The organism is Candidatus Pelagibacter sp. HIMB1509, from assembly GCF_052047855.1.
In the GTDB taxonomy this organism is placed as follows: Bacteria; Pseudomonadota; Alphaproteobacteria; order Pelagibacterales; family Pelagibacteraceae; genus Pelagibacter.
Map to the genome: position 1 here is coordinate 138742 of NZ_JBNAIU010000001.1, position 21928 is coordinate 160669.

General features: G+C 28.3%; 28 protein-coding genes. 17 read left to right on the forward strand and 11 right to left on the reverse strand.

What is annotated here, in order from left to right:
• Window positions 1-18 precede the first annotated feature (18 nt).
• The 3 genes from ACTTBO_RS00660 to ACTTBO_RS00670 are packed head-to-tail and all read left to right on the forward strand — an operon-like array spanning window position 19 to window position 1616.
• Window positions 19-624 carry a YqaA family protein gene (locus ACTTBO_RS00660; protein ID WP_440655731.1) on the forward strand — a complete coding sequence of 202 codons (606 nt, stop codon included), beginning with the start codon at window positions 19-21 and terminating at the stop codon, window positions 622-624.
• Window positions 617-1099: a disulfide bond formation protein B gene (locus ACTTBO_RS00665; RefSeq protein ID WP_440655732.1), complete on the forward strand. Its 483-nt coding sequence runs from the start codon at window positions 617-619 to the stop codon at window positions 1097-1099. The genes ACTTBO_RS00660 and ACTTBO_RS00665 overlap by 8 nt, the downstream gene beginning before the upstream one ends.
• The gene (locus ACTTBO_RS00670) at window positions 1083-1616 is read left to right on the forward strand and encodes a demethoxyubiquinone hydroxylase family protein (protein WP_262590095.1); all 534 of its coding nucleotides are present in this window, start codon (window positions 1083-1085) and stop codon (window positions 1614-1616) included. The genes ACTTBO_RS00665 and ACTTBO_RS00670 overlap by 17 nt, the downstream gene beginning before the upstream one ends.
• Here ACTTBO_RS00670 and ACTTBO_RS00675 read toward each other — a convergent pair.
• Together ACTTBO_RS00675 and ACTTBO_RS00680 are read right to left on the reverse strand one after the other, a co-directional pair.
• The gene (locus ACTTBO_RS00675; RefSeq protein ID WP_262590094.1) at window positions 1613-2182 is read right to left on the reverse strand and encodes an HNH endonuclease; all 570 of its coding nucleotides are present in this window, start codon (window positions 2180-2182) and stop codon (window positions 1613-1615) included. The two genes, ACTTBO_RS00670 and ACTTBO_RS00675, sit on opposite strands and share 4 nt — an antisense overlap.
• 47 nt (window positions 2183-2229) lie before the next feature.
• Window positions 2230-2880 carry an alpha/beta hydrolase gene (locus ACTTBO_RS00680; protein ID WP_440655733.1) on the reverse strand — a complete coding sequence of 217 codons (651 nt, stop codon included), beginning with the start codon at window positions 2878-2880 and terminating at the stop codon, window positions 2230-2232.
• Window positions 2881-2929: 49 nt separating this feature from the next.
• On the opposite strand from ACTTBO_RS00680, the gene ACTTBO_RS00685 reads away from it, so the two are divergent.
• Window positions 2930-3133: a twin transmembrane helix small protein gene (locus ACTTBO_RS00685; RefSeq protein WP_262590092.1), complete on the forward strand. Its 204-nt coding sequence runs from the start codon at window positions 2930-2932 to the stop codon at window positions 3131-3133.
• Here the strand turns inward: ACTTBO_RS00685 and ACTTBO_RS00690 are convergent.
• On the reverse strand, window positions 3130-3639 hold the full coding sequence (locus ACTTBO_RS00690) for a TlpA family protein disulfide reductase (protein ID WP_440655734.1): 510 nt from the start codon (window positions 3637-3639) through the stop codon (window positions 3130-3132). The genes ACTTBO_RS00685 and ACTTBO_RS00690 overlap by 4 nt on opposite strands.
• A gap of 24 nt (window positions 3640-3663) precedes the next feature.
• Between ACTTBO_RS00690 and argH the strand changes: the two genes are divergently transcribed.
• The 4 genes from argH to ACTTBO_RS00710 are packed head-to-tail and all read left to right on the forward strand — an operon-like array spanning window position 3664 to window position 7110.
• Window positions 3664-5055 carry an argininosuccinate lyase gene (argH, locus tag ACTTBO_RS00695; protein ID WP_440655735.1) on the forward strand — a complete coding sequence of 464 codons (1392 nt, stop codon included), beginning with the start codon at window positions 3664-3666 and terminating at the stop codon, window positions 5053-5055.
• Window positions 5052-5183 (forward strand): hypothetical protein, encoded by a 132-nt coding sequence (locus tag ACTTBO_RS00700; RefSeq protein ID WP_440633241.1) that lies wholly within the window; start codon window positions 5052-5054, stop codon window positions 5181-5183. Before argH ends, ACTTBO_RS00700 begins: the two co-directional genes overlap by 4 nt.
• Window positions 5183-6397, forward strand: coding sequence for a diaminopimelate decarboxylase (gene lysA / locus ACTTBO_RS00705; protein ID WP_440655736.1), 1215 nt, complete (start codon window positions 5183-5185; stop codon window positions 6395-6397). The genes ACTTBO_RS00700 and lysA overlap by 1 nt, the downstream gene beginning before the upstream one ends.
• 11 nt (window positions 6398-6408) lie before the next feature.
• Entirely contained in the window at window positions 6409-7110 is a 702-nt protein-coding gene (locus ACTTBO_RS00710; protein ID WP_440655737.1) for a lysophospholipid acyltransferase family protein, read from the forward strand.
• On the opposite strand, the gene dnaN is transcribed toward ACTTBO_RS00710, so the two are convergent.
• The 4 genes from dnaN to mutM all read right to left on the reverse strand — a co-directional run bounded on the left by dnaN (window position 7107) and on the right by mutM (window position 11116).
• Window positions 7107-8219: a DNA polymerase III subunit beta gene (gene dnaN, locus ACTTBO_RS00715; RefSeq protein WP_440655739.1), complete on the reverse strand. Its 1113-nt coding sequence runs from the start codon at window positions 8217-8219 to the stop codon at window positions 7107-7109. The two genes, ACTTBO_RS00710 and dnaN, sit on opposite strands and share 4 nt — an antisense overlap.
• Window positions 8209-9627 (reverse strand): chromosomal replication initiator protein DnaA, encoded by a 1419-nt coding sequence (gene dnaA, locus ACTTBO_RS00720; protein ID WP_440655740.1) that lies wholly within the window; start codon window positions 9625-9627, stop codon window positions 8209-8211. Before dnaA ends, dnaN begins: the two co-directional genes overlap by 11 nt.
• Window positions 9628-9943: 316 nt before the next feature.
• A complete protein-coding gene (rpsT, locus tag ACTTBO_RS00725; RefSeq protein WP_440655741.1) occupies window positions 9944-10204 on the reverse strand; it encodes a 30S ribosomal protein S20 in 261 nt (86 codons plus the stop codon).
• Between the two features lie 48 nt (window positions 10205-10252).
• Window positions 10253-11116 (reverse strand): bifunctional DNA-formamidopyrimidine glycosylase/DNA-(apurinic or apyrimidinic site) lyase, encoded by an 864-nt coding sequence (mutM, locus tag ACTTBO_RS00730; RefSeq protein ID WP_440655742.1) that lies wholly within the window; start codon window positions 11114-11116, stop codon window positions 10253-10255.
• 29 nt (window positions 11117-11145) lie between these two features.
• Here mutM and ubiE point away from each other — a divergent pair, with 29 nt between their 5' ends.
• The 6 genes from ubiE to ACTTBO_RS00760 are packed head-to-tail and all read left to right on the forward strand — an operon-like array spanning window position 11146 to window position 16252.
• Complete coding sequence (gene ubiE, locus ACTTBO_RS00735) at window positions 11146-11850, forward strand: bifunctional demethylmenaquinone methyltransferase/2-methoxy-6-polyprenyl-1,4-benzoquinol methylase UbiE (RefSeq protein ID WP_440655743.1); 705 nt, start codon at window positions 11146-11148, stop codon at window positions 11848-11850.
• Window positions 11850-13418, forward strand: a complete 1569-nt coding sequence (gene ubiB / locus ACTTBO_RS00740) for a 2-polyprenylphenol 6-hydroxylase (RefSeq protein ID WP_440655744.1) — start codon at window positions 11850-11852, stop codon at window positions 13416-13418. The genes ubiE and ubiB overlap by 1 nt, the downstream gene beginning before the upstream one ends.
• Before the next feature lie 8 nt (window positions 13419-13426).
• Window positions 13427-14632, forward strand: coding sequence for a bifunctional phosphopantothenoylcysteine decarboxylase/phosphopantothenate--cysteine ligase CoaBC (gene coaBC / locus ACTTBO_RS00745; RefSeq protein ID WP_440655746.1), 1206 nt, complete (start codon window positions 13427-13429; stop codon window positions 14630-14632).
• Window positions 14632-15069: a dUTP diphosphatase gene (gene dut / locus ACTTBO_RS00750; protein WP_440655747.1), complete on the forward strand. Its 438-nt coding sequence runs from the start codon at window positions 14632-14634 to the stop codon at window positions 15067-15069. Before coaBC ends, dut begins: the two co-directional genes overlap by 1 nt.
• Window positions 15066-15821 (forward strand): HesA/MoeB/ThiF family protein, encoded by a 756-nt coding sequence (locus ACTTBO_RS00755; RefSeq protein WP_440648205.1) that lies wholly within the window; start codon window positions 15066-15068, stop codon window positions 15819-15821. The genes dut and ACTTBO_RS00755 overlap by 4 nt, the downstream gene beginning before the upstream one ends.
• Complete coding sequence (locus ACTTBO_RS00760; RefSeq protein ID WP_440613543.1) at window positions 15812-16252, forward strand: SH3 domain-containing protein; 441 nt, start codon at window positions 15812-15814, stop codon at window positions 16250-16252. Before ACTTBO_RS00755 ends, ACTTBO_RS00760 begins: the two co-directional genes overlap by 10 nt.
• On the opposite strand, the gene ACTTBO_RS00765 is transcribed toward ACTTBO_RS00760, so the two are convergent.
• From ACTTBO_RS00765 to ACTTBO_RS00780, 4 genes are all read right to left on the reverse strand, one after another.
• Window positions 16249-16842 (reverse strand): DUF3501 family protein, encoded by a 594-nt coding sequence (locus ACTTBO_RS00765; protein ID WP_440655748.1) that lies wholly within the window; start codon window positions 16840-16842, stop codon window positions 16249-16251. The genes ACTTBO_RS00760 and ACTTBO_RS00765 overlap by 4 nt on opposite strands.
• 2 nt (window positions 16843-16844) lie before the next feature.
• Window positions 16845-18176, reverse strand: a complete 1332-nt coding sequence (locus ACTTBO_RS00770) for a (Fe-S)-binding protein (protein WP_440655749.1) — start codon at window positions 18174-18176, stop codon at window positions 16845-16847.
• Between the two features lie 159 nt (window positions 18177-18335).
• Window positions 18336-18752 (reverse strand): rubrerythrin family protein, encoded by a 417-nt coding sequence (locus ACTTBO_RS00775; RefSeq protein ID WP_262590070.1) that lies wholly within the window; start codon window positions 18750-18752, stop codon window positions 18336-18338.
• Window positions 18753-18858: 106 nt separating this feature from the next.
• A complete protein-coding gene (locus ACTTBO_RS00780; protein ID WP_440655751.1) occupies window positions 18859-19287 on the reverse strand; it encodes a Fur family transcriptional regulator in 429 nt (142 codons plus the stop codon).
• 94 nt (window positions 19288-19381) lie between these two features.
• Here ACTTBO_RS00780 and fabA point away from each other — a divergent pair, with 94 nt between their 5' ends.
• Genes fabA through ACTTBO_RS00795 form a run of 3 tightly spaced genes read left to right on the forward strand, consistent with a single transcriptional unit; the run spans window position 19382 to window position 21882 of the window.
• Window positions 19382-19882: a bifunctional 3-hydroxydecanoyl-ACP dehydratase/trans-2-decenoyl-ACP isomerase gene (fabA, locus tag ACTTBO_RS00785; protein WP_440655752.1), complete on the forward strand. Its 501-nt coding sequence runs from the start codon at window positions 19382-19384 to the stop codon at window positions 19880-19882.
• A complete protein-coding gene (gene fabB, locus ACTTBO_RS00790; protein WP_440655753.1) occupies window positions 19882-21093 on the forward strand; it encodes a beta-ketoacyl-ACP synthase I in 1212 nt (403 codons plus the stop codon). Before fabA ends, fabB begins: the two co-directional genes overlap by 1 nt.
• 3 nt (window positions 21094-21096) lie before the next feature.
• The gene (locus tag ACTTBO_RS00795; protein ID WP_440655755.1) at window positions 21097-21882 is read left to right on the forward strand and encodes an enoyl-ACP reductase FabI; all 786 of its coding nucleotides are present in this window, start codon (window positions 21097-21099) and stop codon (window positions 21880-21882) included.
• Window positions 21883-21928 lie beyond the last annotated feature (46 nt).

Below are 21928 nucleotides of genomic sequence, written 5' to 3' on the forward strand. Positions count from 1 at the left end.
TTATATTAAAACCAAAAAATGTTCCAAAGTCTTTATAAAAAGTGTTTAAATTTAGCTGCTCACAAAAGTTCAAATTTGTACTTAGGAATTGTTTCCTTCTCTGAAAGTTCGTTTTTTCCTATACCTCCAGATGTAATGATTATTCCTATGGTGATTGCTAAAAAAAAAGAATATTTTAAAATATTTTTAATCGCATCTTTATTTTCAGTTTTAGGTGGAATTTTTGGATATTTACTAGGTTATTTGTTTTATGATTTAGCTATTCATTTAATTGAATTTTATGGTTATGAAAATAAAGTAGAAAATTTGAAGACAAGTTTGTCTCAAGGATCAGGTTTTTTTGCCTGGCTAAGTATTCTTTTTCTAGCAGGATTTACTCCACTTCCCTATAAAGCATTCACTATTGCTAGCGGTGTTGTTGGTTTTAGTTTACCTGTATTTATTGTTGTAAGTTTAATCTCGAGAAGTCTTAGATTTTTTATTGTTGCTTATTTATCTTATAAATTTGGTGACTTATTTACTGAATTCATGGAGAAGCATGGTTCAAAATGGTTCACTATAATTGGAATTTTAATAGTTATAGTATTAGGAATTATATTTTTAATTTTTAAATTTAATGCTTAAAAATAAATCATTGTTTCTTAACCTGATTTTATTTGTCAGTTTCGTTGCTTTATTGTCAGCGTTCTTTATTGAATATATTTTGGGTCATCAACCATGCAATCTTTGTATCTTAGAGAGAATTCCATATGTAATTGCAATAGTAATTATACTCTTGAATTATAAATTTTCTCAGTTTGAAAAAATATTTTTGGTTTTATTGGTAATTGTTTTTTTAACAGCTACTATCTTATCAGTTTATCATTTTGGTATTGAACAAGGGTTTATCGAGGAATCTTTAGTTTGTGACCTAAAAAATGGCTCTGAAGTAACTTCCAAAGAAGAAATTTTAAAACAATTGCAAGAACAAAAAGTGAGCTGCAAAGATGTAACATTTAAAATTTTTGGATTATCACTTACAACTTACAATATTGTAATTTCTATACTAATTACAATCAATGCATTAAAAATTTATTTAAACTATGCCAAAAGTAAGTAAAAAAAAAATTGAAGAATTTATAAGGGTAGATCATGCTGGTGAGCGTGGAGCAGTTAAAATATATGAGGGTCAATTGTTAGCTTTAAATACATTTGTCAAAGATGAAAATTTGAAAAAAATCATAGAAGATATGAAAATTCATGAAAAGGAACATAGTGAATTCTTTGAAAATGAAATTAAAAAAAGAAACATTGCTCCTACAAAACTTTTGCCACTGTGGGATTTGCTAGGTGTTGGTTTAGGATTTGGTTCTACTTTGTTAGGGAAAAAGGCAGCCATGCTATGCACAGCATCTGTAGAGGAAGTAATTGATGAACACTACTTAAATCAAATTAATCAATTAGATGAAGATGAAAAATTTCTCAAAAACAAAATTACAAAATTTAGAGAAGATGAGCTTAATCATAAAGATATCGCTTATGAAAAAGGTGCAACTAAAAAAGGACCTTATAGTATTTTAGATAAAATAATTAAAACTGGTTCTAAAATTGCAATTAATATTTCTGAAAAAATTTAAGTTTCTAATTCAACATCCCAATACAAATAATCCATCCAACTTTTATGTAAAAAGTTAGGAGGAAAGTTCTTGCCATTTTTATGTAAATCTTCTGTTGAAGGTCTGAATGGATATTGATTTAATTTCATTCCTGAATGTTTTAATAATTTACCACCTTTTTTTACATTACAAGCTGAACAAGCTGTAACAACATTGTCCCAATTTGTTTCTCCACCTTTAGATCTTGGAAGCAAATGATCAAAAGTAAGTTCCTCATTACTTCCACAGTATTGACAAGAGAATTTATCTCTTAAAAAAACGTTAAATCTAGTAAAACTTGGTTTCGTTTGAGGAACAATATAGTCTTTTAAAGCTATAACACTTGGTAGCTTCATATTAAATGAAGGGCTTCTGATAGTTCTATCGTAATGGCTTACAATTATAACTCTATCAAGAAAAACTGATTTCACAGTGTCTTGCCATGACCATAATGATAGTGGGTAATAGCTTAGGGGTCTGTAATCAGCATTAAGAACTAATGCAGGACATTTTTCTAATGATACATCTTGTTCAATAAAGTTGTTCACATTAAAACATTAACTTAGTTTAGCATCATAATCAATATGATCAGATGTTAAATTTTTTTTAAAATATAATTTAATGCTGTACTTGATGCCTCGATAGGAATGTGATGGTCGCAATTTTTTATTAATAAAGTTTCAACAGGAATATTATTTCGAATTAAAAAATCTTTAGCTTCAAGTAAATGTGTTGATGGAACAATTTGGTCGACATCACCATGTATTAGTAATGTATCTGTGCTATTTTTGATTCTATCTTTCAAATTAATTTGATCTATTATTTTCCCTGAAAATCCTACGACACATAAAAATTTTTCATTTGAGGTAAGACCAACATTCAAAGACATCATGCAGCCCTGGCTAAAGCCTGATAAACAAATTTGTTGATTTGATAAGTTGTATTCAATTTTAACTTCCTCAATAAATTTTTTAATAACATTTTCAGCTTTAATTGACTCTTCAAGAATATAAGACTGATCTTCTTTGGTTAAATCAAACCATTGATATCCTGATGGATTAATTGCACACTTTTCATGTCCATTAGGACAAATAAAAATAGTGTTTGGCAGATGTCTTTTCCAATTTAAAGTTAACATACTTATGTCTTTTCCATCTCCACCATACCCATGAAGTAAAATTATCGCATTCTTAATTTCTGTTCCTTCTTCTGGCTTGATGATGATTGAATTAAGGCAAAATGTCATAGATGATTTATTATGTTTTTTATTTTTAAAAACACACTACAATAATAATATGTTTTCTGGAATATTAGTTAAAATTTTATCTATAGCTCTTTTAATAGCTGTTGGAATAGTTTTGGTTTTGGGTATTGGTACTTTATTTAAAGGTGGAGAAACAAGTAAAAAATATTCAAATAAACTAATGCAGCTTAGAGTTCTACTGCAATTTGTGGCTATACTTGTTTTGGTAGCTTTCGCATATTTTTTTAAAAACTAATTATATTTCTCAATCCACTTTAAAAAATCTTTGTCATTAAAGTCTATGTCACCAATAACCCTTGCAAATTCCTCACCTTCTTTATTTATAAATATTGATGTTGGAACTCCTCTTAGAGAAAATGTTTTAGCTAAAGTTACTTCTGGATCAAAAAAAGGTTCCAAATTTTTTAAGTCTAATTTCGCAAAAAATTCTTCAACTTTATTTAGGTTTTCTTTCCCAATATTAATAGGAAAAACTTTTAAATTATTAAGTGATGAATTTGCTTGCATATTGTCTAATGAAGGCATCTCTTCTTTGCACGGAGGACACCAAGTAGCCCAAAAATTTAAAACTAATAATTTTCCTTTGAAATCATTAATTTTAATTTTTTCATTTTTTTTATTTAAAAAAAATACATTTTCATACGTTTTTGGAACTTTATGAATAACAATATTTTTAATGTTCGGTAAATCACTAGCTTCTGCAGTTGTAATTAAAAAAATAAATAATGCTAAAATTCTCATATTAATTAGGTATAACTAAATATCATGGCAAAAAATAAAAACAACCAAGCAATATGGAACACGCGAATACAAAAGGAAGCGTCAAACTTATTTCAAAAAGTTGGTAATTCTATTGATATAGACAAGAGACTTTATAAAGAAGACATCCAAGGATCCATTGCACACGTTGAAATGCTTTTTAGACAAAAGATAATTTCCTTTAAAATAAAAAATAAAATTATTTATGGTCTAAATAAAATTTATAAAGAAATAACTTACAAAAAATTTGAATTTAATAAAAAATATGAAGACATTCATATGAATATTGAGAAAAGATTATTTCAAATAATTGGTGATGAAGCTGGATACATTCATACAGCTAGATCAAGAAATGATCAGGTAATAACTGATTTTAAAATTTGGATTAAAACTGCAACAAAAGATATTAATAATAATATAGATAAAGTAATCAAAAGCACAATTAAACTGGCTGAAAAAAATATAGAGACTATCATGCCAGGGTTTACTCATCTTAAAAATGCTCAAGCTATATCATTTGGCCATTATTTAATGGCTTATGTAGAAATGTTTACTAGAGATAAAAAAAGATTTTTAAACAATTTAAATTGTTTAGATGAAAGTCCATTAGGTGTAGCAGCTCTATCAGGCACTTCGTTTAATATAGATAGAAATTTTACATCTAAAAAACTTGGATTTAAAAGACCAACTAATAATTCAATAGATACAGTTTCGGATAGAGACTTTGTACTAGATTTTCTTTACGCTATTTCAGTATGTTCAATGCATATTTCCAGAATTGCAGAGGAATTAATTATATGGAATTCAGATGGATTTAACTTAATTAACTTATCAGATAAAGTTGTTACAGGCTCTTCGATTATGCCTCAAAAAAAGAATCCTGATCTCTTAGAATATCTAAGAGGAAAAACTGGTACTTCTTACGGAAATTTTTTTTCTATGTTAACGATACTAAAAGGCTTGCCACTATCCTACTTTAAAGATTTACAGGATGATAAGGAATTGGTTTTTAATTCTAATGATACTTTAATAAATTGCTTAAAAATATTTGATGAAGTTTTAAAAAATTGCAGTGCAAATAAAAAGAAGATGCTTGAACTTGCAAATACAGGTCATATTACAGCAACAGATCTAGCTGATTATTTAGTTAGAGAACACAACATGTCATTTAGAAAGGCATATCAAAAAACAGCTGCTATTGTTAACATAGCTGAAAAAAGAAAAAAAAATTTAAACGAATTAAGTTTAAATGAACTTAAAGAAATTGAGCCAAAACTGACAGAAAAGGTTTTAGAAATTTTCAATTTAAAAAACTCTATAAATTCAAAAAAATCATTTGGGGGAACTTCTTTTGAAAATATTAAAAAAATGATAACTAAATATAAAAAATTAAAATGATAAAAAAAATCACATTTATGTTAGTTATGTTGCTACTGTTATTTTCATGTGGCAAGAAAGGTGACCCTGTATACAAAGAGGACAAAAAACAAGTTTATTTAAATCTATTCTCTAAAAATAGAGTGTAATGAAATACATAAATAAAAAATTATCTATTGATAAAGTTAACTTTTTAAAAATTGCAAAAAAATATGGTACTCCAACATATTGCTATTCTTACTCAAGGTTAAAAAAAAATATTTTAAATTTTAAAAAAAATTTTAAATCAATATCACCATTGATATGTTTTGCAGTTAAATCAAATACCAATATAAATTTAATAAATGAGATATCAAAATTTGGTTTTGGAGCTGATGTAGTATCTGTTGGTGAAATGATGATGGCTCTTAAAGCAGGTATTAGTCCAAAAAAAATTGTCTTTTCAGGAGTTGGTAAAACTACAAATGAAATAAGTTACGCAATAGATAAAAAAATTTTACTAATAAACGCAGAATCGAAAAGTGAAGTAGTAGAAATAAATAGAGTGGCTAGACAAAAAAATAAAATTGTAAAAATTGGTTTAAGATTAAATCCTAATACGGATGCAAAAACATTAAGCCAAATTTCGACTGGTAAAAAGGAGAATAAGTTTGGTGTAAATGAAAAAACATTTTATGAAATAATTGAATATTGCAAAAGTTCACAAAATATAGATCTTAATTGCCTAAGTGTTCATATTGGAAGCCAAATTTTAGATCATAAGCCTTATGAAAAGATGCTTAAAGTAGTCGATAATATTTTAAAGAAAACATCTCATACATTTGAATACATCGATTTAGGTGGTGGTATGGGAATTTCTTATTCAGATAAAAATAAAAAACTTAATTATAAAAAATATAATTTAGCTATTAAAAAATTTTTAAAAAATAAAAAATGTAAAATTATATTTGAACCAGGAAGATCTATAATAGGAAATTCTGGAACATTGATTACAAAAGTAATTTATATAAAAGACAGTGAAAGTAAAAAATTCATTATATTAGATGCAGCAATGAATGATTTAATGAGACCAGCATTATATGGTGCAATTCACAAAACTTTACCTGTTATTAAATCTGGAAAAGTTTCTAAAAAAACTTATGAATTTGTAGGACCTATATGTGAAACTACAGACAAGTTTGTAACTATTAAAAACTTTCAGGAACTTCAAGAAAAAGACTATGTTGCAATATGTGATGTTGGTGCTTACGGAATGTCACTAAGTTCAAATTATAACTTAAGAACAAAACCATTAGAAATATTAATTAAAAACAACAAAATAAAAATAATTAGAAAAAGACAAAAGCATAAAGATTTAATTTAGCTTTTGAGACAATGATAAGAAACATTTTATTTTCAATAATTTTTTTTACTGGAATTATTTTTATTTCTATAATTTTTTTACCTTCTTTTTTTCTACCAAGAAAAATTGTTTTAATTGGTGGCAAATTAATGGGCTATTGGACTGGTATTTGCTTAAGGTTTATCCTTTCAGTAAAAATCCTTATCAAAGGTAAAGAAAATATAATCAAAGAGGATAAATTTTTTATTGCTGCATCTCATCAATCAATGTTTGAAACTTTTTATTTGCAAACTATTTTTAATTCACCAGTTTTTATTTTAAAGAAAGAGCTTCTTCAAATTCCAATATTTGGTTGGTATTTAAAAAAAATAGGATCTATTTCAATAAATAGAAATAAAACAACTAAAGATAATTTGGGTTTTTTTAATGATATTTCAATAACAATATCACAATCAAATCGTCCATTAATTATTTTTCCTCAAGGTACCAGGGTATTACCTGATGATAGAACTCCATTTAAAAAAGGAGCCTCAAGGATATATGAAGAATTAAAAATAAATTGTTTACCAGTAGCCATAAACTCTGGTTACGTATGGCCAAAAAAAGGTGGAAAAAATAGTAATAGAACAATTACTATATCAATATTAAAACCTATTTCTGCTGGCCTAGAAAAAAATGAATTTTTAAAAACTTTAGAAAAAAAAATCTATCAAGAATTAGATTTAATAAATTAACCCTTCATTGGCATCACAACATAAATACTATCAAAATCGCCTGGATCTTTAATTAAAGCTGGTGAACCCGTATCATTAAAGAAGATTTCGACTCTATCACTGTCTAATTGTGAAGCTACATCAATCAAATATCTGGAATTAAAACTTATTTCTAAATCGTGATCAAATTTAACATTTAATGTTTCTTTTCCGTCTCCGCTATTAGCGTTATTTACCGAAAGGTTAAGAGTATCATTTGATAAATTAAATTTTACACCATCTTTTTTATCCAGAGATACAGAGGCTACTCTATCAACTGAGTTTAAGAAAAGTTTTAAATCAATTTCTAATTTTTTTTGATTATTTTTAGGGATTACCTGAATGTAATTCGGGAATTTTCCATCGATAAGTTTTGAAATTAAAATACTATTATTCAGTTCAAACTTAATTTTTGACTTTAGATTTGATACTTTTACATCACCATCATAACTATCTAACAGTGAACAAAGTTGAAAAATTGTTTTTTTGGGAAGTATAATAGGGTCAAATTCAATTTTTTCATCTAGCCTGATTTTTGAAATCGACATTCTATGACTGTCAGTAGCAACAGCTGTTAAATAATTTTTATCTTCAACTTCAGTTTGGTGAAAATAAATACCACTTAAATAATGTCGAGTTTCATCATTTGAAACAGAAAACTTACATTTATTTAGAAGCTTCAGTAATTGTTTTGATTTTATGATAAATTCATTTTGATTAAAATTTTCATCAGTCAATGGGAACTCGGTAGCACTAATACAATTCAAATTAAAAATGGATTTTTCCGATTCTACTTGTAATTTACTTACATCGGTAAGACTAAGGTTAATTTTTTTTCCTGATGTTAATTTTCTGATTATGTCATACATAATTGACGAGGTTGTTGTTGTTTTTCCTTCTTCTAGAATTTCAACATTATTTAGCTGGTGTATAAAAATTAAATCAAGATCTGTAGCAGTGATTGTTAATTTAGAATTGCTAGCATCTAATAAAATATTAGATAAAATTGGTAACGTGCTTCTCTTTTCAATTACACCCTGACAATAATTTAGTGCTTGCTGAAGGTCTTGTTGGTTGACGTTAAATTTCATTTTCTTTGTTATTGTATAATATCTGATTTTTAAGTTTATTGATATTATCTACCATTTCTGGATCTTTTTCTTTGATTTTCTCAATTGTTTTAACAGAATGGATAATTGTTGTGTGATCTCTATTCGAGAATTCTCTACCTATTTCTGGTAATGATTTTGAAGTTAAAATTTTAGTTAAGTAAATTGCAGTCTGTCGAGGTCTTACAAGATATCTTGATCTTCTTGAAGAAAGCATTTCATTTTTACTTATCTTAAAAAACTTACACACAATAGTCTGTATTAAATCAATTGTTACTTTATTTTCTGAGATATTTAAAAGATCTTTTAATACCACTTTAGTTTCAGGTAAATTTGGAACTTTGTTATAAATTCTTGAAAAGGATACTATTCGATTAACTGCTCCAACTAATTCTCTAACACTTCCTGAGATCTCATTACTGATAAAATCTTGTATATCTTTTGATACTTGAAGCTGATCTGAATATAAATTGTTTAATTCTTCTGTTTTTTTTTGAACTATTTTTTTTCGTAATTCTAAATCGGGTTTTTGAATGTCAACAACCAATCCACCTGAAAATCTGGATTTAATTCTCTCTTGAATACGCATTAATTTATTAGGTGCTCTATCAGCAGATACTATAATTTGTGAGCCTTTATCTAACAAAGCATTGAATGTATGAAAAAATTCTTCCTGCATTGCTTCTTTGCCGCTAATAAACTGTATGTCATCTATTAATAAAATATCAGTATTTCTAAAATATTCTTTAAACTTAACCATATCATTTGATTTAATTGATTTTACAAACTGATACATGAAACGTTCAGCTGAAATGAACATCACTTTATTTTTTTTCTTCATCTCAAAACCAATAGAATTTAATAAGTGAGTTTTCCCCATTCCTACACCACCATAAATATAGAGTGGATTGTAATGAGAGATAGTTTCTGTAACCTTTAAAGAAGCTTCATATGCAAGTTTATTGCTTGATCCAGTTATAAAGTTATCAAATCGTTTGTTTGGATCTATTCGGTTATACTGAAGGTACGAGTCTTTTATAAATGAAACATTTTCATTTTGGGTATTTTCAATATTTGTTGTATTTTTTAAATCCTTATCAACTTTTTGATCAATAATTTTAAATTCAATTCTAATTATATCTTTTTTATACAATTTAATTATCTTCAGAATTTGGTCTAAATACCTTGAAGTAATCCAGTCTCTGATAAATCTAGTTGGAACAGATAAAAGTAAATAATTATTATACTCCTCAAGAAATGATATTTTTTTTAACCAACTTTCATAAATTTCCAAACCTAATTTATTCTTCATTTCAGATTGGATTTGTTGCCAATCGATCTCTTCTGAAGCAAAATTATTAATATTTTTATTTGTAAAAGTTTTATTCATAACTTAAGGGAAGATCTCAGTTAGAACGATTTAAAAAATTTTGCAACAAGTATTAAATTTAAAATTAAAAAAAAATTAAATCTGCAATTGTAGAATTTATTGTCACAATCAATTTTTTTTATGGACATAAATTTTTAAATTAGTTTTAAATTTTCTTAAAAATAAAATTTTTGATTGAATCAAATACAGATTGAATCAAACATTGATTGTATTGTGTGAGATCAAAGATTTACTAAATCTAAATATAGTAATTTGAAAATATTTAGATCTTATATAATGTGTGTGTGAAATTTATCTTCGAAACAACTTAAGATTTTTAAATTGCTGCAATCTTTTTAGTTATTCTTGAAACGTTTCTTGATGCATTTTGTTTTTTAATTACACCAGTCTTTGCAATTTTCATCAACTCAGAGTTTAATTTAGGTAAGAATTTTAACGCTTCGTCTTTCTTTTTGGTATCAATTAAAGAGTTCATTTTCTTTAATGCATTTCTAAATCTACTTTTTCTAGCTTTATTAACTGCCGTTTGCTTAGAAATACGTCTTATACGTTTAATAGCTGATTTTGTATTTGCCATGCGCAGGGGTATAGCTTGAGAACTGAAAACGGTCAACTAAATATTTGGCTAATTTTGGCAGGAATTACAAAAAAAAGTAGATCTATTTGATACAATTTTTTTCTGTATAGTATCAGTACATCCTATAGTTTTACATCTTAATCCTTCTTGCTGATATACTTTAAATTCTTTTTGATAGTTTCCAGAAGATCCCAACGTATCCTTAAAATCTCTAATACTTGAACCACCTTTTTTAATTGCTCTTAATAAAATTTTTTTTGAATAGTAAATAATTTTTTTACAATCTTCTCTAGTTAACAAACTTGCTTTTTTAAATGGATAAATCTTACTTAGAAATAAAATTTCACTTGCATAAATATTCCCAATTCCGGAAACAAATTTTTGATCTAATAAAAATGTTTTAATATTTTTATTCTTTCCTTTGAAGTAATTAAAAACATAATTCAAATTAAAATTTAAATTGAATGGTTCTGGTCCCAAATTTTTAAATCTATTTTCTAATTTTTCACTATTTTCTAATAACTCAAAAAAACCAAATCTTCTTGGGTCATTATAAATTACTTTCAAAGAATTAAATATTAATTCAATATGATTATGTTTTTTTGGTAATATAGGAGAATGATAAAAACTAGCATTAGTAAATTTTAATTTTTTTTTACTATCAATGATGTGTATGGTTCCAGACATACCCAAATGTATCAAACAAAACTCTCCACTTTTAAAATTCAATATTAAATACTTGGAAAATCTATCTACTTTAATAATTTTTTTATTCATTAAAAAAGAACTAAAATTTTTTGGAAGTGGAAATCTAAGATTTTTATTTCTAATAATTACTTTTTTAATACTTTTTTGTTTAATTTTTTTGTCTAAAGATTGTCTAACAATTTCTACTTCTGGTAATTCTGGCATTTCTCACTATATTCAATATATATTTTTTTATGCAACAATATCTTCAAAATAAAAAAGGCCTTGTGGAAGGTGTTTTTGATCAAGTTTATAGTAAATACGACTTGATGAATGATTTCATGTCACTGGGCATTCATAGATTTTGGAAAAAAAGTCTAATCAATATAATGAAACCATCTCCAAATAGAAAGTTAATAGATGTTGCTTGTGGAACTGGAGATATCGGTAAATTATTTTTGAATAGTACAAATCAAATGTCAGAAGTCACTTGTGTAGATCCAAACAAAGGTATGATTAATCAAGGCAAACAAAAATTATCTAATTATAAAAATATAAAATGGATCAATGCAGCTGCTGAGAAGCTTCCACATCAAGACAGCGAATTTGATTATTACACAATAAGTTTTGGTCTTAGAAATACAAAGAATTTAGATAAAACTCTATCTGAAGCTTATAGGGTATTAAAACCAGGCGGAAGATTTCTATGTTTAGAATTTTCAAAAATTCAAAATTCTAACCTAGATTTTATTTATAAAAACTATTCAAAAATAATTCCTCATATTGGTCAATTTATTGTTGGCGATAAAAAACCATATGAATATTTAGTAAAAAGTATTGAAGAATTTATTAATCAGGAAGAATTAATTGACTTAATGAAAAAGCATAATTTTACGAAATGTAATTATAGGAACTTTTCAGGTGGTATAGTTTCTATCCATAGTGGTTGGAAAATATAATGCTAAGAAAATTAATAACTTTATTTAAATTAGGAAGAAAGATTGCAAAATCTGATATTTTAGATATTGCCTCTAAATTTAAAAAACCGCCGGTCGCGATCACAATTTTATTTCAGCTATTAGCAATATCTTTTGAAAAAAAAGAATTGAGTCATCATGCGCTAGATGATGGTGAAAGACTTTCAAAATCATTAGAGTCGATGGGTACAACTTTTATAAAATTAGGTCAATTTTTAGCTACTAGACCTGATATTATAGGAGAAGAACTTTCTACAAAGCTGGAAAAATTACAAGATCGTGTCCCACCATTTTCTATTAATCAGGCAAAAGAAATAATTAAAAACGATTTGGGCAATGATGCTTACAATTCTATTATTGATTTAAGTGAGCCAGTTGCTGCTGCATCAATAGCACAAGTTCATAAAGCTAAAATAAATGACAATGGTACAATTAAAGATGTAGCAATAAAAATTATAAGACCAGACATAAAAAAAATATTTAATGAAGAAATTGATGCGATGATGCTATTTGCATTTATCATTGAATCATTTTTAAAAAAAACTAGAAGATTAAAACTTGTGGAAGTTGTTTTTTTGTTGAAAGAAATAACTAACCTAGAAATGGATTTAAGGTTTGAAGCAGCAGCTGCAAATGAATATGCAGAAAATACAAAAAATGATGCTGGATTCAAAGTTCCTGAAATATATTGGAACTTTACTAGTGAGAATGTAATGACATTAGATTGGATAGATGGAGTATCTATTCGTGAAACAGAAGAGCTGAAAAAAAGAAATTTAAATACTAATAAAATTGCTGAGGATATTATCCAACATTTTTTAAGACATGCAGTAAGGGATGGTTTTTTTCATGCTGATATGCACCAAGGGAATATATTTATTGATGAGAATGGTCAAATAGCTCCAATAGATTTTGGCATAATGGGTAGATTAGACAAAATGAGTAAACGTTTTTTAGCTGAAATTTTATTTGGATTTATACAAAGAGATTATAAAAAAGTTGCTGAGGTTCACTTGGTAGCAGGATTAGTCCCTAAAAATGTGCCAATAGATGATCTTGCACAAGCATTAAGGTCAATAGGAGAGCCAATATTTGGTCAAGAGGTTAAAGATATTTCGGGTGGAAAATTATTAAAACAGCTTTTTGATGTTACAGAAAAATTCAATATGCAAACTCAACCTCAATTGTTGATGTTACAAAAAACAATGGTTGTAGTTGAGGGTGTTGCAAGAAAATTAAATCCTAACACTAATATTTGGACAACCTCTAAACCAGTTCTTGAAAATTGGTTAAGAGAAACAAAAGATCCTATAAATAATTTTAACGAAACACTTAAAAATAGTACTGAAGTAATTAAAAGATTACCTGAGTTACCTGAAATCATGGACAAAGCAAATCAAGCTCTAACATTTTTAGCTAGCGGACAAATTCCTCAAAACTCCAATTCTTATACAGCTTTAAACGATAAAAAATCTGAAATGATAGCATTTAGAAACCAATCTATTATTGGTTTATTACTTCTTGTAATTTTTGGTCTTATAGTATTTTAATTCTGCAAATGAAAAATCTTAATAACAAAAAAATTCTTTTTATTATTTGTGGTGGTATTTCAGCTTATAAAAGTCTTGAAACGATTAGATTATTAAAAAAAAATGGTGCAGAAATTAAAACTATACTTACTTCTAGTGCTAAAGAATTTGTAACTCCATTATCAGTAGCATCATTATCTCAAGGTAAAGTTTATAGTGATTTGTTTAGCTTAGAAAACGAAACTGAAATGGATCACATTTCACTTTCTAGATGGGCAGACGTAGTTGTCGTTGCACCAACTACAGCAAATACAATTTCAAAATTAGCACAAGGTACTACAGATGATTTGGCTTCCACTGTAATACTTGCTTCAAATAAACAAATTTATTTAGCACCAGCGATGAATGTTAGAATGTGGGAACATAAATCTACAAAAACTAATTTAAAAAAATTAAAAGATTTTGGTTATAAGTTTATTGGTCCAGAAATAGGAGATATGGCATGTGGGGAATACGGAGAAGGTAAGATGTCAGAACCATTAAAAATTGCGGATGAGTTAAACCAATTTTTTTTAAACCAAAGTCAAAATAAAAAATTTAAAGCTTTAGTTACTGCGGGTCCAACAAATGAGTATATCGACCCTGTGCGTTTTATAACAAATAAATCAAGTGGCAAACAAGGATATGAACTAGCTAAATGTCTATCGAAAAAAGGTTTTGATACAATTCTGATTTCAGGGCCAACTAATCTAGAAGTAGAAAAAGATATTAAACTCATTGAAGTTGAAACAGCAGATGAAATGTTTGCTGCTACACAAGAGAATTTACCTGTAGATGTAGCAATTTTTTCAGCAGCAGTATCGGACTTTAAAGTAAAAAATAAATCTCAAACAAAAATAAAAAAAGAAGAAGCATTAAATTTAAATTTAGAAAAAAATATTGATATTTTAAATTACATATCAAATCATAATTCTATGAGGCCTGAAATTGTGATTGGTTTTGCAGCAGAAACAAACGAAGTTTTAAAAAATGCAGAAGAAAAATTAAATAAAAAGAATTGTGATTGGATAATTGCTAATGATGTTTCTAAAAAAAATATTGGATTTAACTCTGATTATAATGAAGTTGTAATCCACTACAAAAATAAACCTTTAAAAAGTGAAATCCTACCATACAAAAGAAAATCTGAAATTTCTGAAGAAATAGTTGATAGAATAATTGATCAATTAAATTAATGGCAAAAATCCTTGTTAAAAAATTAGATCCTTCAATAGAGCTACCTGCCTACAAAACAGAAGGGGCTTCGGGAATGGATCTTATGGCATTTATAAAAGAACCTATTATACTTAAATCCCAAAAATCTTGTTTAGTTCCAACTGGAATTGCCGTTGCTTTTTCAAATGAATTTGAAATTCAAATACGACCTAGATCAGGTTTAGCAGCAAAAAATAATATTAATGTTTTAAATACACCAGGAACAATAGATAGTGATTACAGGGGTGAGATAAAAGTAATACTTTACAATCACGGAAAAGAAGATTTTTTAATAAACAATAAAGACAGAATAGCTCAAATGGTTCTTGCACCAGTGATAAAAATGAATTTTGAAGAAACAGATGAGCTTCCAGAAACAATTAGAGGCGAAGGCGGATTTGGCTCAACAGGAAAATGAGCAAAAAATTAAACAAAAAACAAATCGAACGTTTTTCAAGACAGATCATATTAAAAAATATTGGTATTTTAGGTCAAAATAAAATTACAAATGCAAAAGTATTAATAATAGGCATGGGTGGTCTCGGGTGCCCAGTAGCAGAATTCTTGACTAGGTCAGGGGTTGGCTCATTAGGAATTGTGGATCATGATCGAATAAGCCTTTCAAATATTCATAGGCAGAGTTTATTCAATCAGAAAGATTTAAATCAACTAAAAGTCAAAATAGCTAAAAAAAAATTAAACAACATTAATTCTTTAACAAAAATAAAAATTTTTAATTACAAATTAAATAAATCTAATTTTCAAAAAATTATTAAAGATTACGATTATATTGTTGATGGAACTGATAATTTTGAAAGTAAATTTCTAATTAATGATTTAAGTTTAAAGTATAAAAAGTTTTTGGTAACTGGTGCTATAAGTAAATTTGATGGTCATATCTTTACATTTAATTTCAAAAATAAAAAAGAACCATGCCTTCGATGTTTTTATCAAGAGGAAAAAATATCAGATGAAATACTCAATTGTGAATATGAAGGAATCCTGGGAACTGTAGCGGGAATAGTTGGCACGATGCAAGCTAATGAAATTTTAAAAAATATTTTAAATATAGGCCAAAGTTTAAATAATTATATTTTAATTATTGATTTATTAAATTTAAATTTTAGAAAAGCAAAAATTAAAAAAAGAAAAAACTGTCTATGCAATTAATTATAAGAATAATTTTAATTTTTATCTTATCAATTTCAATAAGTTCAGCTGATGAAATATTTGTTTCTTTAAAAAAAAATAAAGTAAACGTTAGGTACGGTCCAAGTTTTGATTCAGATGTAAAATATGTTTACAAAAAAATTAACCTTCCTTTAAAACAAATAGATAAAAAAGAAAACTTTAGAAGAATTATAGACCTTAAAAATAATGGTGGGTGGATACATATATCTCAATTAAAAAAAAATAATTCTGCAATTGCAACAAAAGATAAAATTTTATTTAAAAACCCTACATCTTTTGCAAAACCAATTGCTCTTATTAAGGAAGGTAGGTTATTAATATTAGAAAAGTGTGAACAAGAATGGTGTCAGATAACATCTGGAAAATTTCAAGGTTGGGTTAAAACAGATAATATCTGGGGATTTAATTAACTAAAATCAGCAGCAAGTGACTTTTTGTTCTCTAAAGACAGCTTGGTAGTATGGGAATATTCTTTATGATCTATTCCTATTTCAACTTCAATTTCTTCAGATTTAAATTTAGCTATTTGGTCATCTGAAAAATTAAAATGAATAAATTGAACTGAAGAAGCTTTTCCTTCAGCTGATGTTCTATCAACATCTTCCTCTGGTATAGCTTTTATTTTTTCTCCATTAATTTTCATAAACACTGTTTCTTCTATTCCACCCACTTTTCCTAGGAAAGCTGCACGTGATATAGGATTGTCTATTTCAAACATCAAAGTAGCTGTTAATTCTTTACCATTTGGTATTAGAGGATTGTATGCTGACAACTCATCTTTAAGTTGTTCGTCTCCACCTTTTTCAATATATAACATTTCTTGAACTTGAGCTAACATTGTCTCGTAACTTTCAAAATAAAAAGTTGCATAAGGACCTAATGCAATTCTTCTATTTTTTTTAAAATCAACAATATTTTTTCTCAGTTCTTTTCTATTTTTTGTGTAGACATCCAATGGCATGATGTCTTCTTTTTGTATCTCTCTTTTTTCTCTTGGCATAATCATAATTTATAACTTTTAGCCATCAATTCGATAGGATGTAGTGCCTCATCATTGGAGATGTTAGTATCCACTTCAAGCTGCTTCAAGTGCTTACCTGCTAAAGGACAATCAGAAGCCATGTACTTGTTATTTTTTGTTTTAATTTGTCTTGCAGTTGGTCTTCCTACTTTATTGGCCAGATCATGTGTTTCTTTCATCACACCAAAAGTTCCACCATGCCCAGCACATTTTTCTACAACATCAATTTTAACATTCGGGATAAGTTTAAGCATATCTCTGGCTTTGATACCCATGTTTTGTGCTCTTGCGTGACACGCATGGTGCACTGTCACTCCACCATCTATTTCTTGTAAACCATCTGCTAATCCCTCATTGTTTGCAATATCAACAACATACTCATCAATATCCATAACGTTTGCAGATAATTTTTTTATTTTATCATCATTAGGTAAAAGTAATGGCCATTCAAATTTTAACATTAAACCACAACTAGCGGTTAATGTAACAACTTTGTAACCTTTGTTAATCCATTCAACTAAATCTTTAGAAACTTTTTTAGCCTGTTCCACAACTTTAGGAAGATCAGCTTGCTCTAAGAATGGCATTCCACAACATCCAGGATAGGCTTCTTGAACTTCTACACCATTTTTCTTTAGAACTTTTAAAGCTGCAACACCCGTATTTTTTTTATTAAAGTTAACAAAACAGGTAGAATAAATTACAACTTTTCTATCATTAGTTTTTGTCTCATAGTTTATTTTGTCATTATTTTTCTTAAAAAAGTTAGAAAAAGTTTCTGAATTGTATTTTGGAAGTTGAACCCTTTTATCGATACCAGCAACTACCTCTAATATTTTTCTGAACAACTTATTTTTTATATCTGATACCCAATTAATTATTTTAGAAAATAAAACCCCAATTTTTGCGTTTCTATCTATTTGGGCTAATTGCATTGGAACACTTGGTAATTTACCTAATTTTTTCTGTGCCGTTCTGTACCTCAACATTAAATGAGGGAAATCAAGATCAAAATCATGAGGAGGTACATAAGGACATTTGGTCATAAAACACATGTCGCAAAGAGTACAGGCATCAACAACCGGAGCAAATTGCTCACTTTTTAAACTTTCTACGTCTTCATTTTCAGACTCATCAATCATATCGAACAATTTTGGAAAGGAATCACAAAGATTAAAACATCTTCGACATCCATGGCAAATATCAAACACTCTTCGCATTTCTGCATCTAATTTTTCAGGATTTAAAAAATCTGGATGCTCAAAATCAATAGGGTGACGAATTGGGGCGTCTAGACTTCCTTCTTTGCTCATACGATTATATTAGAAATTATAATTAATGATAAAGAAACTAGTACCACTGGTTCATTAAACCAATCTTTTATTAATTGTAAAAGTTGCTCTTTCATTTTTTTTGATTTTAGAAATTTTGTTAAATTTAGTGGGCGGTAAACGCCCACTAATGAATATTATTTAGGCAATTGACTCTAAAGTTTTTTGAAATTTACCAGCATGTGATTTTTCAGCTTTTGCTAAAGTCTCAAACCAATCTGCAATTTCCTCAAAACCTTCTTCTCTTGCAGTTTTAGCCATACCTGGGTACATGTCAGTATATTCATGCGTTTCTCCCTCAATTGCTGAAGCTAAATTTGCTTTAGTTTCACCAATTGGTTTCCCAGTAGCTGGATCTCCAACTTGTTCAAGGTATTCTAAGTGACCATGTGCGTGACCAGTTTCACCTTCTGCTGTTGATCTAAATACCGTAGCTACATCATTATAACCTTCGATGTCAGCTTTTTGTGCAAAATAAAGATATCTTCTATTTGCTTGACTCTCACCAGCGAATGCTGCTTTTAAGTTCTCTTCTGTTTTACTTCCTTTTAAAGACATTTTTTTCTCCTTAATTTAACTTTATAGACCATATAGTGTCTAAAACTTTAATGTCAATAGTTTAGAATTATTATAATCTAGATTTTATATAATTGATTTAATTGAATTATTTTTGAGTTTGATTATCACTCGCAACTTTAACCAAAACTTCAACTGAATTTATTTTTTTTCCTGTAATATTTTTTTTAATATTTACTGGGTCTATATCATTTTCATCACAATCTATTAGCTGATGAGTATCTTCATCATAAAAATGATGATGAACAGATGTGTTAGTATCAAAATAACTTTTATCGCTGTTAATCGAAATTTCTTTTAAATAACCTTTTTTCTGAAATACATGAACAGTGTTGTAAACTGTTGCTAAAGAAATTTTTTCATTCATCTCCTCAGAAATCATTTTTACGAGATCATTGATTGTAAAATGAAAAGTTTTTTCTCTATTAAATAGAACTTCACACATTTTAACCCTTTGTTTAGTGGGTCTAAGTCCTAAATCTCTTAATTTTTCAACAAAATTACAGTTTTTTACCATTGTATTTTATAATTATTCTAATGTATGAATAAAAATATACAGTTTTATTATATTATATTGGCATTAAATCAAGTAATAAGGTTTCTCAAAAAATATGAAAAAAAATTCCTACTCATATGACGATCTAATAACTTGTGGAAATGGTGATCTTTTTGGACCAGGTAATGCAAAATTACCACTTCCTCCAATGTTGATGTTTGATAGAATAACTGAAATCAACGAGAATAATGGAGCTTTCAATAAAGGCTCTTTAAAGGCTGAATTAGATATAAAAAACGATCTATGGTTTTTTGACTGTCATTTTAAAGAGGATCCAGTCATGCCCGGGTGTCTAGGTTTAGATGCTATGTGGCAACTAGTTGGATTTTTTCTGGGCTGGCTAGGAAATCCTGGCAAAGGTAGAGCTCTAGGAGTTGGTACTGTAAAATTTACTGGTGAAGTTTTACAAAATGTTAAAAATGTAAGGTACGAAATAGATATGAAAAAAATTATGTCGCCAGGTGGAACAACTGTTGGTCTTGCCAATGGAATTGTACTTGCTGATGACAAAAAAATATATTCAGCAGAAAGTTTGAAAGTGGGGTTATTTAAATAATGAGAAGAGTAGTAATTACAGGATTAGGAATTGTCTCTTGTTTGGGAAACAACCAAGAGGAAGTTCATCAATCATTAATTAATTCAAAATCAGGAATTTCTTATGCTGAGGAATATAAAGAACATAATCTTAAAAGTCATGTTCATGGCAAACCAAATATAAAATTAGAAGATCATATCGATCGAAAAACAATTAGATTTATGGGTTCAGGTTCAGCTTATAATTATATTGCAATGAAAGAAGCTATTGAGGATTCTGGATTAGAAGAATCTGAAGTTAGCAATTTTAAAACTGGAATCGTTATGGGTTCTGGTGGTCCATCAATTGAAAATGTTATTTTGGCTGCGGATAAGACAAGAGCTAAAACTCCAAAATTAATGGGACCATTCATTGTTCCAAGAACAATGGCAAGTACAGCTTCTGCAACACTTGCGGTTCCATTTAAAATTAAAGGAACTAACTACACAATGAGTTCTGCATGCGCAACAAGTGGCCACTGTATTGGTAATTCAATGGAATTAATTCAAATTGGCAAACAAGATGTTGTTTTTGCAGGTGGAAGTGAAGAAGTTCATTGGGCTATGACAGCAATGTTTGATGCGATGACTGCTTTATCATCAAAATATAATGACGCTCCTGAAACAGCATCAAGAGCATATGACAAAACAAGAGATGGTTTTGTAATTGCAGGTGGCGCAGGTGTGCTAGTGCTTGAAGAATATGAACATGCTAAAGCAAGAGGTGCTAAAATATACGCAGAATTAACTGGTTATGGAGCAACTTCAGATGGATACGATATGGTGGCTCCATCAGGAGAAGGTGCAGTTAGATGTATGCAAATGGCAATGTCTACTGCAAAAAATAAAATTGATTATATCAATACTCATGGAACTTCTACTCCAGTTGGAGATATAACAGAGCTAAATGCAGTTAAAAATACTTTTGGAGATAACATCCCAAAAATTAGTTCAACAAAATCTTTATCGGGACATCCACTTGGCGCAGCTTCAGTTCATGAAGCAATTTACTGTTTGATAATGATGAAGAATAATTTCATAGCTGGGTCTGCAAACATAAGTGAGATGGATGAGGAAGCTAAAAAATTTCCCATAGTTTCAAAAACTGAAACGGCAGTAACTTTAAATACAGTAATGTCAAATAGCTTTGGTTTTGGTGGAACTAATGCAGCTTTAATTTTTGAAAAGGTTTAATTTATGAGTTTAATGAAAGGCAAAAAGGGATTAATCATGGGTGTTGCAAATGAAAGATCTATTGCCTGGGGTATATCTCAAAAACTTGCTGAAGCAGGAGCAGAACTAGCATTTACATATTTAGGCGATGCTTTGAAAAAAAGAGTAGTTCCTTTAGCAGAAAAATTAAATTCAAATGTTACATTTAGTTGTGATGTTGAAAAAAAAGAAGAGGTTGTAAAATTATTTGAAGATATCAAATCCCAATGGGGTGAAATTGATTTTGTAGTTCATGCAGTTGCTTTCTCTGATAAATCAGAGTTATCAGGTGAGTATTTAAACACGACTAGGGAAAACTTTTTAAGAAGTATGCTAATCTCATGCTTTTCATTTACTGAAGTAGCAAAAGAAGCTTCAAAGATAATGAAACAAGGTGGAAGTTTATTAACTTTAACTTACGAGTCTACTAAAGCGATTCCAAATTATAACGTAATGGGTGTTTGTAAATCAGCTTTAGAAGCTAGTGTTAAGTATATAGCTCGAGATTTGGGTGCCAAGGGCATGAGAGTAAATGCAATAAGCGCGGGCCCTATTAAAACATTGGCAGCTTCTGCGATTGGAGATGCAAAATTCCTATATAAATGGAATGAGGACCATTCTTTTCTCAAAAGAAACGTAGATATCCATGATGTTGGGAATTCAGCATTATATCTATTAAGTGATCTCGCAAACGGAGTTACTGGTGAAATTCACTATGTAGATGCAGGATATAATAAGGTTGGAATGCCTGACCCGAAGAATATTAGCTAAATTTAGTTAATTTTAATTAAAAAAACCCCCAGAACTCTCATTCAAG

Excerpts from the sequence above, each read along its gene's own strand:
- ACTTBO_RS00660 (WP_440655731.1), top strand. The coding sequence starts at position 19 with ATGTTCCAAAGTCTTTATAAAAAGTGTTTAAATTTAGCTGCTCACAAA.
- ACTTBO_RS00665 (WP_440655732.1), top strand. The coding sequence starts at position 617 with ATGCTTAAAAATAAATCATTGTTTCTTAACCTGATTTTATTTGTCAGT.
- ACTTBO_RS00670 (WP_262590095.1), top strand. The coding sequence starts at position 1,083 with ATGCCAAAAGTAAGTAAAAAAAAAATTGAAGAATTTATAAGGGTAGAT.
- ACTTBO_RS00680 (WP_440655733.1), bottom strand. The coding sequence starts at position 2,880 with ATGACATTTTGCCTTAATTCAATCATCATCAAGCCAGAAGAAGGAACA.
- ACTTBO_RS00685 (WP_262590092.1), top strand. The coding sequence starts at position 2,930 with ATGTTTTCTGGAATATTAGTTAAAATTTTATCTATAGCTCTTTTAATA.
- ACTTBO_RS00690 (WP_440655734.1), bottom strand. The coding sequence starts at position 3,639 with ATGAGAATTTTAGCATTATTTATTTTTTTAATTACAACTGCAGAAGCT.
- argH (WP_440655735.1), top strand. The coding sequence starts at position 3,664 with ATGGCAAAAAATAAAAACAACCAAGCAATATGGAACACGCGAATACAA.
- ACTTBO_RS00700 (WP_440633241.1), top strand. The coding sequence starts at position 5,052 with ATGATAAAAAAAATCACATTTATGTTAGTTATGTTGCTACTGTTATTT.
- lysA (WP_440655736.1), top strand. The coding sequence starts at position 5,183 with ATGAAATACATAAATAAAAAATTATCTATTGATAAAGTTAACTTTTTA.
- ACTTBO_RS00710 (WP_440655737.1), top strand. The coding sequence starts at position 6,409 with ATGATAAGAAACATTTTATTTTCAATAATTTTTTTTACTGGAATTATT.
- dnaN (WP_440655739.1), bottom strand. The coding sequence starts at position 8,219 with ATGAAATTTAACGTCAACCAACAAGACCTTCAGCAAGCACTAAATTAT.
- dnaA (WP_440655740.1), bottom strand. The coding sequence starts at position 9,627 with ATGAATAAAACTTTTACAAATAAAAATATTAATAATTTTGCTTCAGAA.
- rpsT (WP_440655741.1), bottom strand. The coding sequence starts at position 10,204 with ATGGCAAATACAAAATCAGCTATTAAACGTATAAGACGTATTTCTAAG.
- mutM (WP_440655742.1), bottom strand. The coding sequence starts at position 11,116 with ATGCCAGAATTACCAGAAGTAGAAATTGTTAGACAATCTTTAGACAAA.
- ubiE (WP_440655743.1), top strand. The coding sequence starts at position 11,146 with ATGCAACAATATCTTCAAAATAAAAAAGGCCTTGTGGAAGGTGTTTTT.
- ubiB (WP_440655744.1), top strand. The coding sequence starts at position 11,850 with ATGCTAAGAAAATTAATAACTTTATTTAAATTAGGAAGAAAGATTGCA.
- coaBC (WP_440655746.1), top strand. The coding sequence starts at position 13,427 with ATGAAAAATCTTAATAACAAAAAAATTCTTTTTATTATTTGTGGTGGT.
- dut (WP_440655747.1), top strand. The coding sequence starts at position 14,632 with ATGGCAAAAATCCTTGTTAAAAAATTAGATCCTTCAATAGAGCTACCT.
- ACTTBO_RS00755 (WP_440648205.1), top strand. The coding sequence starts at position 15,066 with ATGAGCAAAAAATTAAACAAAAAACAAATCGAACGTTTTTCAAGACAG.
- ACTTBO_RS00760 (WP_440613543.1), top strand. The coding sequence starts at position 15,812 with ATGCAATTAATTATAAGAATAATTTTAATTTTTATCTTATCAATTTCA.
- ACTTBO_RS00765 (WP_440655748.1), bottom strand. The coding sequence starts at position 16,842 with ATGCCAAGAGAAAAAAGAGAGATACAAAAAGAAGACATCATGCCATTG.
- ACTTBO_RS00770 (WP_440655749.1), bottom strand. The coding sequence starts at position 18,176 with ATGAGCAAAGAAGGAAGTCTAGACGCCCCAATTCGTCACCCTATTGAT.
- ACTTBO_RS00775 (WP_262590070.1), bottom strand. The coding sequence starts at position 18,752 with ATGTCTTTAAAAGGAAGTAAAACAGAAGAGAACTTAAAAGCAGCATTC.
- ACTTBO_RS00780 (WP_440655751.1), bottom strand. The coding sequence starts at position 19,287 with ATGGTAAAAAACTGTAATTTTGTTGAAAAATTAAGAGATTTAGGACTT.
- fabA (WP_440655752.1), top strand. The coding sequence starts at position 19,382 with ATGAAAAAAAATTCCTACTCATATGACGATCTAATAACTTGTGGAAAT.
- fabB (WP_440655753.1), top strand. The coding sequence starts at position 19,882 with ATGAGAAGAGTAGTAATTACAGGATTAGGAATTGTCTCTTGTTTGGGA.
- ACTTBO_RS00795 (WP_440655755.1), top strand. The coding sequence starts at position 21,097 with ATGAGTTTAATGAAAGGCAAAAAGGGATTAATCATGGGTGTTGCAAAT.